Here is a 15,514-nt window from a genome sequence, read left to right on the forward strand (position 1 = left end):
GACCGCCTCAGGAACCCGGCACCAGCGCCACCTTGATCAGGTCGCCGGGGTCGTCCACCAGTTTCGCGAAAATGCCCGGCCCCTGCTCCAGGTCCCTTTCGACGACCATGGAGGCGACGTCGATCCTGCCCTTAGAGATGAGATCGAGGGAATAGGCGAAGTCCACGCTCGTGTAGGCATAGGAACCGCGAACGACCAGTTCCCTGTTGACCATGGCCACGCCGTCAATGGCCATGGGCGCTTCGGCGCCGAGGCCCAGCAGCACGGCTTCACCGCCCTGCCGGAGCATCCGCACGGCCTGTTCCTGCGTCGCCGTATGGCCCACCGCTTCGACCGCCAGGTCCACCCCTTGACCGTCTGTCATATCGAACACGGCTTCCACCGGGTCGATCGACCGTACGTCGATGGTGTGGGTCGCGCCCATCGAGGCGGCCAGCGACAGTCGCGAGGGCACCATGTCAGTCACCGCGATGCGGGTCGCCCCGATGTGCCGGGCCACCTGCAGGGCGAGGAGCCCCTGGGTGCCCGCGCCGATGACGGCCACGCTCCTGATGAACCCGTGCAGGCTCCGGTCGAAGATATGCAGCGCGTTCGAGAGAGATTCGACCATGCTGCCCTCGAGGTCGCCCACGTGGTCCGGCAGCCTGAAGCAGGACGCCGCGGGCACGGAAACGTAGTTGGCGAAGGCCCCGGGATGCTCGATGCCGATGACCGTCCGATGAGGGCAGATACTGGTGCGTCCCCGGAGGCACTCGTCGCACCGGCCGCAGGAAAGGATCGGGTTGATGGTGACCCGGTCGCCGATGGCCAGCCCTTCCGCGCCGCGGCCCAGGTCCACCACCTCGCCGGTGAATTCGTGTCCCATGATCAGCGGCGGGACCCGCTTTGCGCTCTTGCCCAGAAAGCCGTGCAGGTCCGAACCGCATATGCTCGCCGCCCCGACCTTCAGCACGGCGTAGCCGGGCGTGACCCCGGGTTCCTCGACGTCCTGCATTTCCATCTGACGCGTTCCCAGGTACATTAGTGCCCGCATGCCTTCCTCCTTAAGTACGGCCGGCGACTATCATAAACCGCAGCCGGTGTGTTTCAGATCCCTCAGCATCGGTCAGTAATCCCTGAACATGATCACGGGATCGATCGTTTCGGCGTCGGCGAACAACATCGCCAGCCGGTCCAGGCCGAAGGCGATGCCGCCCGACGGAGGCATCCCGTATTCGAGGGCTGCCAGCAGCGCTTCGTCCACCCCGCCGTGGTAGCGGTCCGGGCCTTCCTTCGATCGCTTTACCACCAGGTCCGCTTCAAACCTGGCACGCTGCTCCACCGGATCGTTCAGCTCCGTGAAGGCATTGGCCAGTTCCAGCCCGCCCATGTACAGTTCGAATCGTTCCACGTACCGGGGGTTGCCCGGAACCCGGCGCGCCAGCGACGGCAGCCGGGCGGGATACTCCGTCAGAAAGACCGGCCGGTCCGCGGGCAGCGCGGGTTCCACGGCCGTCAGGAAAACGCGGTGGAACAGGTCGTCCCAGTCATCGTCTTCCCGAACCTCGTAATCCCTGGCCCTGGCTGCGGACGAGAACTTTTCCAGGTCATCGCAGACATCCAGGTCGATCCCCGACCGGTCCAGGAAGCAGTCCCGCACCCTGTACCTCGGCCAAGGAGGCCGGAGGTCGATCGTGGTACCCCGGTAGGTCAGTTCGCCCCCGTGGTTGAGCGTCCCGGCCAGCGTGGTCACGTAATCCTCGGTGGTGGCCATGACCGTCTCGTAATCGGCGTAGGCCTCGTACCACTCCAGTCCGGTAAACTCGGGATGGTGCGCGTCGAACCGTTCCCCGTTGCGGTAGAACCGGCAGATCTGGTATATCCGTTCGCAGCCCGCCGCCAGCAGGCGTTTCATGTAGTGTTCGGGCGAGGTTTGCAGGTACAGGGGCTGCGTTCCGCCTTCGCCGTCCACGTATTCCGTTCGAAACGAACTCAGGGCCGGCGTCAGGTCCGGAACGGTCATGAATGTGGGCGTGTCCACGGCTATGAACTCGCGGGATTCGAAGTAGGCACGGGTCCCGGCCAGGATATCTGCCCGGAGGCGCACGGCGCCGGCCGCTTCCATTCCGGGCGCGCCGCGAAGGCAGGGCGCCAGGAGCCTGAGGCCGGTTACGGTGTATGCGTCGTTCTCCCATGTACCCGCGCATTCCACGAGGTCGCCGGCGCAGACCAATGACAGCATGCCGGACAGGGCTGGATCGTCCAGGACGAGGTTGACCGTGCCCGTCCAATCCTCGAGCGCGCCGCTCCCAACCCGTGGATCCAGCCGGATCAGCCGCCCGGCAATCACTGTTGCGTTTCCGGCGGCTCCGGATTCCTGTACCTGCCGCACCGTATGCGTCCTGCCGGTACGGGCGGGATACGATTGAATACCCTGGCTGTGGAGGTGTCTGATACGCGACATGGCCGGTTCTCGAGGAGATTCCTGCTGACAAACTCGTGGTAAACATTAACGGTCGATTTCATCAAAAGCAAGCATCAGTTTGTCCTTGATTCGCATCCCCCGGATCATTACCATGTGAGGGAACCGTAACGTACTTCAGGACCCTGGCGCGCTCCGCGCGTCTCCGGCCGAAATTAACGCCGCAACGATCACCGCCGGCCCGTTTCAATGACCGCAATCCGACTTTGGGCACCACGTCTGTTCCTGTTGGGCTTCCTGGTGGTCGCCGCGTGCGGAAACACCCCCGCGCCCGGTGGCGAATCTTCTGAATCCGATCCCGTCCTCTCCCGCATCCAGTTGCCGGAAGGCTTCCGGATCTCCGTTTACGCCAGCGGTGTCCGCAACGCGCGGGCCATGGCGATGGGACCAGGCGGTACCCTCTTCGTGGGCTCCCGGCGCGCCGGAAACGTGTACGCCGTAAGGGACATGGACGGGGATTTCGTAGCCGACGAGGTGCTGACCCTCGACAGCGGGCTCAAGATGCCGAGCGGTATCGCTTTTCGGGATGGAGCGCTCTACGTCGCCGATATCAACGTGGTGCTCCGGTACGACGACATCGAAAACAGGCTCTACGATCCCCCCGAACCGGCCGTGGTCAGCCGGGGTTTCCCGACCGATCGTCATCACGGCTGGAAGTTCATCCGGTTCGGGCCCGACGGCAAGCTCTACGTTCCCGTGGGTGCTCCGTGTAACGTCTGCGAACGCGCTGATCCTCGATACGCGACCATCATGCGCATGAACCCGGACGGAACGGATCTGGAAGTCTACGTGAGCGGCGTGCGCAATACCGTGGGCTTCGACTGGCACCCGGACACGGGCGAACTGTGGTTCTCCGACAACGGGCGGGACCTCATGGGCAACGACATACCGCCGGACGAGCTGAACCGCGTGACCGAAGCCGGACAGCATTTCGGCTTCCCGTATCACCACGGCACGGACATCGCGGATCCCGAATTCGGCGGCCGGCGTCCACTGGATTCCCTGGTGCACCCCGTGCAGGACCTCGATCCGCACGTGGCCGCGGTGGGCATGCGATTCTACACCGGGGACATGTTTCCGCCCGAGTACCGCCACCAGGTATTGATCGCGGAACACGGATCCTGGAACCGGGACGAGCGGATCGGTTACCGGGTCACCCTGGTGCGCCTGGACGGCAACGAGGCCGTGAGTTACGAGGATTTCGCCGAGGGCTGGCTCGTTGACGAGGAATACTCCGGCCGCCCGGCCGACGTGGAGGTCATGCCGGACGGTTCTCTGCTCGTTTCTGATGATTACGCCGGAGTGATCTACCGGATCACGTACGGGGAGTAAACGTTGGTAACGCCGGTGACGCATGGCTGATCAAATCAAGGTGTTGCCCGAGAAGCTGGCGAACATGATCGCGGCGGGCGAGGTGATCGAACGCCCCGCCTCGGTCGTGAAGGAACTGGTCGAGAACGCGATCGACGCCGGCGGCGAGCGCATTTCCGTGGAGATAAAGTCGGGCGGTAGGCAGCTCATACGCGTCATGGACGACGGCGGAGGCATGTCCCGGGAGGACGCGGTACTGGCCTTCGAGCGGCATGCGACCAGCAAGATCGCCGGCGAAGACGACCTCTACCGCATCGGTACCTTAGGATTTCGGGGCGAGGCACTGGCCAGCATCGCCTCCGTGGCCCGGGTTGACCTGACGACAAATACGCAGGGGGAAGCGGCCGGGACCCGCGTCCGCATTGACGGGGGTTCGGCGCCAAAAGTTACGGACGCCGGTCGGGCAGTGGGTACGACGGTCGCCGTATCGCAGTTGTTCTACAACGTGCCCGCCCGCCGGAAGTTCCTGAGGACCACGGGTACGGAGACGCGCCATGTCGTTTCCGTGGTTTCCTCCATCGCCATGGCCTATCCGGGGATCGCCTTCACGCTGACGGTCGACGACCGGGATACCCTTTCCCTGCCCGCCGTGTCCAACACCTATACCCGCACGCAGGCCGTCATGGGCAACACGCTCATGAACCAGATGATACCGGTCACCTTCGATGACGACCTCGTCAAGATACACGGGTTCATCAGCCGACCGGACGCCGCCAGGGTTTCCCGTACCCACCAGCATCTGTTCATCAACCTCAGGCCGGTATCCAGCCGCGCCCTGAACCGCGCCGTGTTCGAAGGATATGGTTCGATTCTACCCAAAGAACGATATCCCGTATCCATCGTCTTCCTGAACATCGATCTCGACCAGGTGGACGTCAACGTACACCCCGCGAAGCGAGAGGTCCGGTTCTCCGACGAGTCCAGGGTATATGAGCGGCTCCTGCGGGCCATTCGGTTGGCGCTGCAGAACTCGGACGTGGTGCCCGTTTTCGATACGGACACGCCGGACATCTCCGGAATGGCGCCAGCCGCGGCGCCCGGCGCCGTGGGTACGCCCTACGACGAACCGGCCGTGGCGCGCAGGGCCCAGATAGACCTGTTCGGTCCCGCTCGTGGAATCGACGGTGATCCTACGGGCGAGTGGACCTACACGCCGGCGGGCACGGAGCGCGGGGAACGCGACGAAGGGGGACACGGAACAGTCAGGGAGCATACCGATGCGGAATTGGTATCGCTCTGGCAACTGCACAACGCCTACATACTGGCCCAGGTCAGAGGCGGTTTCATGCTCATCGACCAGCACGCCGCCCACGAACGCGTGTTGTTCGAACGGGCGCTGAAGACGATGGGCCACGAATCCGCCCCTTCCCGGCAGTTGCTGTTTCCGGTTACCCTCGATCTCATGGTGCCGCAGATCGCGCTGGTCCGGGAACATTTTGATCACTTCGCCCGGCTGGGATTCAATGTGAAACTGTTCGGCGAGCAGACCGTGGTCGTCGACGCCGTCCCCTGTATGGCACACAGCCAGGATGTAGACACACTGTTTCACCGGATGATTGAAAACCTGCAGGAGATGCCGGAAAAGAACCTCAAGACGGAAGAACGTATCGCGATTACCTTCTCCGGCCACGCCGGAATCAGGAAGGGCGACCCGTTGTCCCAGCAGGAGATGAACGGGCTCGTCAACGATCTGTTCGCCACGGAAATGCCCTATGTAACACCCCGGGGGCGACCCACCGTGGTCAACATGCCACTCGAAGAGATCGAACGCAGATTCAACCGACCTTCGTAGGACTCCTCAGGCCCTTCTACTCACGTGCTAAACCCGGTCACCCGACTCGATTCCTTGCCCTGTTTCGATGATCTCAGGCCGGCAGGCGATCGTTTTAACGGGTGAGATCTTGTACCGGCCTGGCTAGCATGCCCGCATAACGGCATTCAAATCATGATATGATTTACATGTAAAACCACTTGGTGATTTGTAAACATCACTCAAGAGTCAAATATGAAACCGAAAATCTATTGTTTAAAAAGAAATGTTAAATTAAGGTATAATTTCGCCATTCCGAATACTGTGCTAGTAATTGGTCATTATTGCACGTGGTACGTAAACCGACACGTGTTTCATTGTGAAAACTCGAAGGCCGGTTTGACCGTCGAGGGAGTGTGCGCCATTAGTCTCCCGATCATCCTCGCCCATGGCATCGTGCCCTTCGACGCGCTTTACCGGCCGCTCCTCCGGGCGGGGCTGCGCCGATTCCTGCGCCCGCCCGACAAGTACGACTACTTCAGCGGGATCGCCGGCCATCTCGAAAACCACGGCTACACCGTCTTCGCCCCCCGCGTGCCCTTCGCCGCCGAAGTGCATAAGCGCGCCATGGCCCTGAAACGCCGCATCGAAGTCATCCTCAAAAGCACCGGAGCTGACCGGGTTCACATCATCGCTCACAGCATGGGCGGTCTCGACGCCCGCCACATGATCGTCGATTTCGACATGGCCGACCGCGTCGCGACACTGACGACCATTGGCACGCCGCACCGCGGAACTTGCTTCGCCGACTTCGGTCTTGCCAAAGTGAACTGGCTGATCGGCTTCACCGGCGTCTTCGGCCTCAATCTCGAGGGATTCCGCGATCTCAGTACCAAGGCTGCCGCCGCTTTCAACGAGCGTGCGCTGAACGCCGAGGCACGAAACCCCGTCCGCTATACCACCTACGCCGCCCATCAAAGCTTTGCGCGGATATTCACCCCGCTGAAGCTGCCCTGGAAATACATCGCAGGGCGCGAAGGAGACAACGATGGGTTGGTGTCTGTGACCTCGGCCGCCTGGACGGACAAATTGGGATCGAAGAAGGTGCGCCAGGAAGCCTTTCCCGTCCCCGCCGACCACCTCAACGAACTGGCCTGGTGGGAACCGTGTGAATTGCGCGCTCCCCGGCAGGCGCGAAAGCCCTTCAAGAACAAAGTACGCGATGTCTACCTTAAAATGGTTCGTGACGCCGAGCGTGAAGGTTGACCCGTCTTGAATGCATGTCGCCTTTGCGCCGTATCCCATCGTCGCCTCCCCTAACTTGACACGACCCTTCCCGCCCCATACCTTTACTGAGTCTGAAAGGTAGATACCGTGTAACCTGGATCATGCGGATGGTCTGCAGAGTCCGGGCAGGATCCGGGCCGCACGCCGGCCGTTCGTGCGGCGGATTCATGGAGCTACTTGCATGGGCGAAACTCGGCAGGACGGGGCTGAAAGCGGCGTGACGCTGGAACTGACGATCCCAAGCAATCCCGATCTGACTGCGGAGGTGGATCGCCGCATTGAGGAGTTGACCACGCGGACCGGCTTCGACCAGGGAACGCGCGGCGACATCATGATCGCCGTGAACGAAGCGGTCAAGAACGCAATTCTGCATGGAAACCGGTGCGACGAGTCCAAGCAGGTCATCATCTCCTGCAAATGCAGTTCGACGTTGTTCCGTATACACATATGCGACTGCGGCGGTGGTTTCGATCCCGACGGCCTGCCGGACCCGCGAAACCCGGACAACCTGCTCAAGGAGAATGGCAGGGGCATTCTGATGATCAAGGCCCTCATGGACGAAGTCGAGTTCGATATCACAGAGCACGGCACCAGCGTGACCCTGATCAAGTACGGCCACTGAGGAGCGTCCATGCAAGTCGTCGAACTGCGCAGCGATACCATGACCCGGCCGACGCCGGCCATGCGCCACGCCATGGCGAACGCCGAGGTCGGCGACGACTGTTTCGGCGAAGACCCATCGGTCAACCGGCTGGAAGAAGCCATGGCCGCCCTGCTCGGCAAGGAAGCGGGCCTCTTCGTCACGAGCGGCACGCAGGGCAACCAGCTCGCTGTCCGGTCGCAGACCCATCACGGCAACGACGTCATCGCGGAAAAGTACTGCCACATGTTCAACGCGGAAGCTGGCGCACTCGGCGCACTGTCGGGCGTGCAGGTCCGCCTGTTGACGGGAGAACGGGGTGTATTCACGCCGGCGCAGATGGAGGAAGTGATCCAGCGGGGCGATAACGTGCACTACGGCCGGACGGCGCTGGTCGCCGTGGAGAACACCCACAACAAGTCAGGCGGATACCCATGGCCCGTGGAGGCGCTGTCCCGGGTCGGCGACTGCGGACGGTCAAACAACCTGCGCGTCCACATGGACGGCGCCCGGCTGTTTAACGCCTGCGCGGCGACGGGCCTGACCGCACAGACCTATACGCAGCATGTCGATACGGTATCCGTGTGCCTGTCCAAGGGCCTGGGCGCGCCGGTCGGCAGCGTGCTGGCGGGCGATCAGGCCACGATCGATGCGGCGCGCTACTACCGGAAGATGCTCGGCGGCGGGATGCGCCAGGCGGGCGTCCTGGCGGCGGCCGGCCTCTACGCCATGGAGCACAACATCTCCCGGCTGTCCGAGGACCACGGCCATGCCACCCGGCTGGCGGCGGCGCTCGCCGACCTGGAGAACGTCGAGATCGACCTGAACGAGGTCCACAGCAACATGATCTTCTTCAGCCTGCGGGACGGCCTGGACCCCTTCGAGGCCGTCGATCGCCTGTCGGAGGAAGGCGTCCGGATGCTCGCCATGAAACCCGGCATCATCCGCGCCGTTACGCACCTGGACGTAAGCGGCGATCAGATCGACCGGGCCATCGAAGTCTGCAGGAAGGTGCTGACCCGCGTCTCGTGACGCGCGTTTCCTGACCCGCCATGGCCGCTATCCTTCAACTCCATCCTGAACATCCCCAGAAGCGGCATGTCGACCGGGTCGTCGAAGCGCTGCACCGGGGCGGGGTGATCGTCTATCCGACCGACACGGTCTATGGACTGGGCTGCGATATCTTCAACCGCAAGGCCATCAACCGGATCTACCAGATCAAGCAGGCCCCCGCCGGTAAGCCGCTCAGTTTCGTATGTTCGGATCTGAAGGATCTCGCCCGGTACGCGAAGAACATCTCCAACGCGGCCTATCGCATGATGAATCGGCTGCTCCCCGGGCCCTACACCTTCATTCTGGAAGCTTCTAGAGACGTGCCGAAGTTCATGATCGGCAAGCGGCGTACGGTGGGAATCCGGGTGCCGGACAACCGGATATGCCTCGAAATCGTGCAGGCGCTCGGCCGGCCCGTGCTGAGTACCAGCATCGCGCCTTCCGGTATCGAGGCCTCAGCTAACGGAAGCGATATGAACGACGCTGATTCCATCGCGGCCCGGTACGGCAAGGTCGTGGACGTCATCGTGGACGGCGGCGTCATTGTTCCGGAGCCGTCCACGGTGGTTGATCTGACCGGCGAGGAGCCCGAGATCCTTCGGGCGAGTGCCGGCGAAGCCGACCTGTACTGACCTGGACCGGGGGGCGTCCCGTTCAGGCCGGGTGGCCAAGGCGGCCCGGGCGGCCCAGGTGGATCGGCCGTTCCCGGGAGTCGACTGGATCAGAACGAATAGGTCATCTCGAAGGCGAAATTGACCACCGACTTTTCCTGCTCGCCTTCATCCGGATCACCGTATATCGCATCGTCCGAGAAATCCCGGCGGAGTTCCATGAGGAACCCCAGGCCGTCGGTCAGCGCGAAGGTCGGGGCGATGGTGAGGGCCTGCAGGGTGTCATCCGATTCGAATGTATGATCCAAACCGGGAGCGGAGGAGGTAACGGTTCTGGTGCTGGTGTTGAAGTAGTCGTACCTGCCCGTCAATCCCATGACGTCGGTAAGACTATAGTGCGCCATGACCATGTAGCCGTTCCACTTGGTTTCTGAGTCCCAGAAATCCAGTTCTCTTTTGCCGTAGTTGTACTCCCCGCCGATGATGAGTCCGGGCGCCGGCGTCAGGGTAAGGTCGATGTCGTAGACGGTCAGATTGCTGACCGGATTCTCGACGGACGAATTCAAGACCGTTACCTCTTCGTCGCCGTGCATCGCCGAGAAGCCGATCCCGACCACATCCTCGTGGCGGTAACCGAATCTGCCGCCGACCATCTTGTTGGTATTCGTGTCGACGTTCTGGTCCCAACCGTTCGTAAGATGTACCACCACATCAATGCCGTCGCCAAGGTCCATGGCCAGCATGGCACCAGTCAGATTGGTGGGCAATCCATTGTTGAAGACCAGCGAGTGGGAGTACTGGTACATGTCCGGGGCGTCCAGAAGTTCGAACCCGATGGGCGCGTTGAACTTCCCGAAGGTCAGGATCGGGTAGTTCCCCTCCCCGCGGCCCAACCCTAGATCGAGGGTGACGTACCCCTGCTCCGCGTCGAGGGTGAACCCGCCCTCGCCGTCGCTCACCCATTCCAGGTCCGCGCGCAACGAGCCGATATCGCCCAGGTTTCTGGACAGATCGATTTCCACCTGATCGAGACCGAAGGTATTCGAATCATCGAGGTTGTTGTAGGTGTAGCTGGCGTCAACGAATCCCGAGATTTCGACCAGGCCGGAAATGGCCGAATCTCCACCTGGGTCCGTGCCGTCCCCGCTGTTCTCCTGCGCGGCAGCCGGAAAGGCCGCGAGCAGCAGGACCGCCAGCCAGGCGGGGAATCTGCGTAACATAAACGCACCCATTTTCAAGCTCCCTTGATGTGGTGGCGAAGCTGACGGATCTGTTTCGACTCAGAACGAATAGGTCATCTCGAAGGCGAAATTGACCATCGACTTCTCCGATTTCCCCGATTCCGAGTTGTAGAAGATCGCATCGTCGGAGAAATCTCGGCGGAGTTCCATGAGGAACCCCAGGCCGTCGGTCAGCGCGAAGGTCGGGGCGATAGTGAGGGCCTGCTGAGTCAGGTCCAGGCTTCGCGGGTGGTCCTGCGCTCCACTGCGCCGCGCCGCGACTTGCGAAATCTCCCGGTTGAATCGGTCGTACCGGCCCGTCAAACCCATGACGTCGTTCAAACTGTAATGCGCTATTACCATGAAACCGTTCCAGCTGTTCTCCACGTCGACCTGGTCCAAGTCGGTCTTGCCGCTGTTGTACTCCCCACCGATGATCAGGCGGGTTGAAGGAGTCAGGGTCAGGTCGACGTCGTAGACGGTCAGATTGCCGACCAGACCCTCTTCGTCGCCGCGCATCGCCGAGAAGCCGATGCCGCCCATTTCCTCGTGGCTGTAGCCGAGTCGGCCGCCGATCATCTTGTTGGTATTCGCATCGACGTTCTGGTCCCAGCCGTTGGTCAGGTGTACCACCACGTCGATTCCGCCGCCCAGGTCCATGGAGAGCATGGCGCCGGTCAGATTGGTGGGCAATCCGTTATCGAAGACCAGTGCGTGGGAGTACTGGTACATGTCCGGGGCGTCCAGGAGCTCGAACCCGATGGGCGCGTTGAATTTCCCGAAGGTCAGGGTCGGGTAGTTCCCCTCCCCGCGGCCCATGCCGAGATCGAGGGTGACGTAACCCTGCTCCGCGTCGAGGGTGAACCCGCCTTCGCCGTCGCTCACCCATTCCAGGTCCGCGCGCAACGAGCCGATATCGCCCAGGTTCCTGGACAGATCGATCTCCACCTGATCGAGGCCGAAGGTGTTCGAATCATCGAGGTTGGAGTACGTGTAGCTGGCGTCTACGAATCCCGAGATTTCGACCAGGCCGGAAACGGCCGATTCACCGCTCTCCTGCGCGGCGGCCGGGAAGACCGCGAGCATCAGGACCGCCAGCCAGGCGGGGAATCTGCGTAACATAAAGGTACCCATTTTCACGCTCCCATGATGTGATGTGACTAAAAAGGAACCTCATGATGTTAACGTTTCATCGCGACTGCGCGATTCGTATTATAGGATGCAATAGTATGATGTCAACTAAACATTTGGCTACTAAACATTACAGGTGGATGATACGATCTATGCGATCGCGTTCTCCGGCAACGAGCAGGACGTCTTCCTCCTGGATCACATAGTCCGGCGCAGGGACGAAGTGCGCCTGGCCGGCCCGGTTCGCCCGGTCGTCCTGGTTCGCCCGGTCGTCCTGGTTCGCCTGACCGTCCCGGTTCGCCTGGCCAGCCCCGTGCTCCCGTTTCCTGATAAGCAGGATCTGCACACCGTGCCGGCTGCGGATCTGAAGGCGCCGGATGCTGCTTCCTATGAACCGCCGGGGTGCGTTGATTTCCACCATGGCGTATGCGTCTCCCAGCTGCACCACCTGTCCGCCGCTCAACGTGTCTACCATGCTCCCGAATTCACCGGCCAGGTCCCGTCTGGCCGTCTCCCGGTTGTAGGCGTCCATGACGTGTTCTCGGCTGATGACGCCGACCAGGCGCCCCGAGTCCGTCTCGACAACGGGAAAGGCGTTTACCTGGTGCCGGCCGAACAGCAGCATGACCCGGTCCAGCGTGTCGCCGTCTTTGACCGTCGGCAGGTCGAACTGGGCGACGTCGTGGGCCACGATGACGCCTTCGAGATCCTCGCCGTACGCGACGAGACTGCGGATGCGGTCGAAGGTGACCGTTCCCTGGTAACGCTCCTCATCGTCGGTGATGTAAAACTCCGTATCCGTACTCTCGGCCAGGCGGGACATGAGGTCGTCGAGCGGCGCCTGTGGCGGTATCGTCTCGAAAGAGGCAACCCGGGCCTGCCCGACGGTCAGCGACCTGAGGATGTTCGTCTCCTGGCCCTTTTCCAGGTCCACGTTTCTCCTGAGGAGGCGCAAGGTGTAAACCGAAGGCTTGAGCAGGTAGGCGGACAGCGCCGTACTGACGATGACGGAGATCGCCAGCGGCAGGATCAACTCGTAATTACCGGTCATTTCGAAGATCATCAGAATCGACGTCATGGGGGTCCGGATGGTCGAAGACACCAGCGCGCCCATGGCTACCAGGGCGTACGCGCCGTCGGTGGCGCTCGTTCCGGGCAGCAGGTGGTTGACCAGCGCGCCGAAAGCGCCGCCCAGCATGCAGCCGACGAACAGGGACGGGGCGATGACCCCACCCGAGGCGCCCGATCCCAGGGAGAAGGACGTGGCGGCGATTTTCATGAAGACCAGGATGAGCAGGAACTGCCACTCCAGTTCGGAGAACAATGCCCGGTCCATGGTCTCGTATCCCACGCCGAGGATCTGGGGATAGAGCAGGGCCAGGGCGCCGACGAGCAGTCCGCCGGTCATCGGCTTCAGGTAATCTGGCAGCGGGACTTTGCCGTAGAGGTCCTCCACGCCGTAAAGCGCCCGGACGAAGAGGGTGCCCACGATGGCGGCCAAGATGCCCAGTACAGCGTACAGAACGAATTCGAGCGGGTGGTTCACGCCGTGCGGGGGAACGATGATGGCCGGCTGGTTGCCCAGAAAATGGCGGGAAATGGCGGTAGCCACCACCGAGGAGATCACGATGGGACTGAACCGGCTGAAGGAGAAATTGCCCAGGATGACTTCGAGGGAGAACAGCGCGCCGGCGATCGGCGTGTTGAAGGTCGCCGCGATGCCCGCGGCCGCGCCGCAGCCCACGAAGGTCCGCATGCGATGGACGTTGACGTGCGTCAGCCGGCCGAAGGTGGAGCCGATGGCGGCGCCGATCTGGGCGATGGGGCCCTCGCGGCCCACCGACAACCCGGTGCCTATGCTGATGGCGGTGGCGAGCGAGGTCTCCACGGCGACCCGGGGCCTTATGCGTCCGCCGCGAAGAGCCACGGCTTCCATGACATCGGGCAGTCCGCGGGCTTCCCGGGTGCTGAAGTAGATCAAGATGCCGACGATCAGCCCGCCGGCCGTGGGAACCGTGAGCACCGCCAGCGTAGTGAGTGAAACACGGTCGTACATTCCGCCGCCCCAGGCCACGGACTCGATGAACATGATCAGCTCGCGGAATGCGATGGCTCCTCCCGCCCCCAGCACGCCGATCAGTACCGCGGCGCTGATCATGAAGACCTGGTCGGTTGTCCGCATGCGTTCGATATTGGCGTGCAGGCGTTGCCTGAAACGCCGTGCCATTACGCGCCAGAGGCGAAACACCCGAAGCCTCGACAGATTCATGAATCGTCCTTCCCACCTTCATCTTGTCATCGACCGGCAAACCCAGTATCATACATATACCCGGCGATCGAGGCTAAGTTAAGTCAATTCTCGCTCTGGAACAGGTCTGAACATGTCCGAGAACAACAAGTCCGAAGACCCCGTGTCCGATGAATCCAGGTCCGACGAACTCAAGTCCGACGAGCTCAAGTCTGACGACTTCGCCATACCTCTGCCCGATACATCCGATTGGGGCGAACCCGACCGGGGCATCCGCGTGAAACCCGCGGACGGCCGAGGCATCCTCATGCGGGACTGCCAGGTCGGCAGGGCGGGCGAAGTGCCGGAACTGGCCCTCGACGGACACGGCCTGGCGCAGCGGGGTTCAGTCGTCGATCCAGGGACGCCGGACTTCGGATTTGCCATCCGGGAAAAGAAGCTGGTATGGGCCGATAACATCGCGGAATTGTACGAGCAGGGCAAGGCGGGGCAGTGGGACGCCACGACGGACATCCCGTGGGATGACCTGCCCGTATTGCCGGACGACCTGGAGCAGGCGGTGTGCCAGGTCATGACCTTCCTGATCCAGAACGAATACCTGGCCATGTACCTGCCCGCCAAGTTCATGAACCGCATCGATCCCCAGTTCTCCGAAGTGGTCCTCTTCCTGGCCACGCAGGTCATGGACGAGGCCCGTCACGCGGAGGTATTCACCAAGCGTGCCCTCGCCAACGGCGGCGGCCTGCAGTACGTCTCGGCCGCGACCGAATGGTCCCTGCGCAGCCTGCTGGCGCAGGACGACTACTCGAATGGTTCCTTCCTTATGCACGTCCTGGGCGAGGGGACCTTCATGGAACTCCTCATGTTCCTGGAGCAGGTCGCGCCCGACCCGGTGACCGCCCGGACCTTCAAGCTGGCGCGCCAGGACGAGGGCCGGCACGTCGGGTACGGCATATCCCATTTCGCCTACCACATCGAGCAGGACCCGTCGATAAAGGACGATCTGATGCGGGCGGCCGAGGAACGGACCCTGTTCCTCCAGCAGGCTTCCGGGTCCAGCCCCTTCGTGCTGAAAGCCATGATGACGCTGGCCGGCGGCGGCTCGCACCCGGAGCAACTGGCACGGGGGCGGGACGCGGTCATGGGTCTCTACGAGGAAATGCACAGCAAACGGGTACGCGAACTCGTGGCCATCGGCTTCGAACTCAAGGATGCCGAACGCATATCGGAGCTGCACGGCAGCGGCGTACGGAACTTCATGTAACGCATTCACTTAATCGTGAATAGGCCGTTTTGGGGAGAGGCTTGAAATGGGTGTCGTCCATAAGCACCAGGGACAGCAAGGCGCGAACGACTGGTCCGGCGTGGAGAAGCAGCCCTACAGCAAGGGCGGGGCGGTGGGCGGATCGGTGCGTGTAGTCATCGGTCCCGACGACGGGGCGAACAATTTCTCCGTCCGATACTTCGAAATCGAACCGGGTGGGCAGTCATCCTTCGACCGACATCCCCACGACCACGGCATCTACATCCTCCGGGGACGGGCAAAAGTGCTCATCGGGTGGGACGTGCACGACGTGGGACCGGGCGACGTGGTGTACATCGCCCCCAACGAACAGCACCAGTTCGAGAGCGTCGGCGAGGAACCGCTCGGGTTCCTGTGCGTCGTCCCGCCCAAAGAGGATCCCCCGGAAACGGCCGACGGCTAGCCCCCGGTCAACCACTCTACACGTCGGTCCGCCGCC

The 15,514-nt window shown here is 62.4% G+C and carries 13 protein-coding genes; 8 read left to right on the top strand and 5 right to left on the bottom strand.

Annotated features, from left to right (window positions below):
• Nucleotides 1–7 precede the first annotated feature (7 nt).
• Complete coding sequence (locus tag F4X08_05830; GenBank protein ID MYD25312.1) at nt 8–1,033, bottom strand: alcohol dehydrogenase catalytic domain-containing protein; 1,026 nt, start codon at nt 1,031–1,033, stop codon at nt 8–10.
• A 72-nt stretch (nt 1,034–1,105) separates the two neighbouring features.
• Nucleotides 1,106–2,443, bottom strand: a complete 1,338-nt coding sequence (gene genX / locus F4X08_05835; protein MYD25313.1) for an EF-P lysine aminoacylase GenX — start codon at nt 2,441–2,443, stop codon at nt 1,106–1,108.
• A gap of 207 nt (nt 2,444–2,650) precedes the next feature.
• Here genX and F4X08_05840 point away from each other — a divergent pair, with 207 nt between their 5' ends.
• From F4X08_05840 to F4X08_05865, 6 genes are all read left to right on the top strand, one after another.
• A complete protein-coding gene (locus F4X08_05840) occupies nt 2,651–3,793 on the top strand; it encodes a sorbosone dehydrogenase family protein (GenBank protein ID MYD25314.1) in 1,143 nt (380 codons plus the stop codon).
• 22 nt (nt 3,794–3,815) lie between these two features.
• On the top strand, nt 3,816–5,624 hold the full coding sequence (mutL, locus tag F4X08_05845; protein MYD25315.1) for a DNA mismatch repair endonuclease MutL: 1,809 nt from the start codon (nt 3,816–3,818) through the stop codon (nt 5,622–5,624).
• A 213-nt stretch (nt 5,625–5,837) separates the two neighbouring features.
• A complete protein-coding gene (locus F4X08_05850) occupies nt 5,838–6,848 on the top strand; it encodes an alpha/beta fold hydrolase (protein MYD25316.1) in 1,011 nt (336 codons plus the stop codon).
• A gap of 202 nt (nt 6,849–7,050) precedes the next feature.
• On the top strand, nt 7,051–7,491 hold the full coding sequence (locus F4X08_05855; protein MYD25317.1) for an ATP-binding protein: 441 nt from the start codon (nt 7,051–7,053) through the stop codon (nt 7,489–7,491).
• 9 nt (nt 7,492–7,500) lie between these two features.
• Entirely contained in the window at nt 7,501–8,541 is a 1,041-nt protein-coding gene (locus F4X08_05860) for an aminotransferase class I/II-fold pyridoxal phosphate-dependent enzyme (protein MYD25318.1), read from the top strand.
• Between the two features lie 20 nt (nt 8,542–8,561).
• Nucleotides 8,562–9,194, top strand: coding sequence for a threonylcarbamoyl-AMP synthase (locus tag F4X08_05865; protein MYD25319.1), 633 nt, complete (start codon nt 8,562–8,564; stop codon nt 9,192–9,194).
• An 89-nt stretch (nt 9,195–9,283) separates the two neighbouring features.
• Here the strand turns inward: F4X08_05865 and F4X08_05870 are convergent, their stop codons facing one another.
• From F4X08_05870 to F4X08_05880, 3 genes are all read right to left on the bottom strand, one after another.
• Entirely contained in the window at nt 9,284–10,405 is a 1,122-nt protein-coding gene (locus F4X08_05870; GenBank protein ID MYD25320.1) for an outer membrane beta-barrel protein, read from the bottom strand.
• A gap of 48 nt (nt 10,406–10,453) precedes the next feature.
• Nucleotides 10,454–11,527: an outer membrane beta-barrel protein gene (locus tag F4X08_05875; protein ID MYD25321.1), complete on the bottom strand. Its 1,074-nt coding sequence runs from the start codon at nt 11,525–11,527 to the stop codon at nt 10,454–10,456.
• A gap of 127 nt (nt 11,528–11,654) precedes the next feature.
• Nucleotides 11,655–13,793, bottom strand: coding sequence for a CBS domain-containing protein (locus F4X08_05880; protein MYD25322.1), 2,139 nt, complete (start codon nt 13,791–13,793; stop codon nt 11,655–11,657).
• 112 nt (nt 13,794–13,905) lie between these two features.
• On the opposite strand from F4X08_05880, the gene F4X08_05885 reads away from it, so the two are divergent.
• Complete coding sequence (locus tag F4X08_05885) at nt 13,906–15,036, top strand: ferritin-like domain-containing protein (protein MYD25323.1); 1,131 nt, start codon at nt 13,906–13,908, stop codon at nt 15,034–15,036.
• A 46-nt stretch (nt 15,037–15,082) separates the two neighbouring features.
• Nucleotides 15,083–15,478, top strand: a complete 396-nt coding sequence (locus F4X08_05890; protein ID MYD25324.1) for a cupin domain-containing protein — start codon at nt 15,083–15,085, stop codon at nt 15,476–15,478.
• The last annotated feature ends 36 nt before the right edge of the window (nt 15,479–15,514 follow it).

It is taken from the genome of Gemmatimonadota bacterium, from assembly GCA_009841265.1.
Lineage (GTDB): Bacteria > JAAXHH01 > JAAXHH01 > JAAXHH01 > JAAXHH01 > JAAXHH01.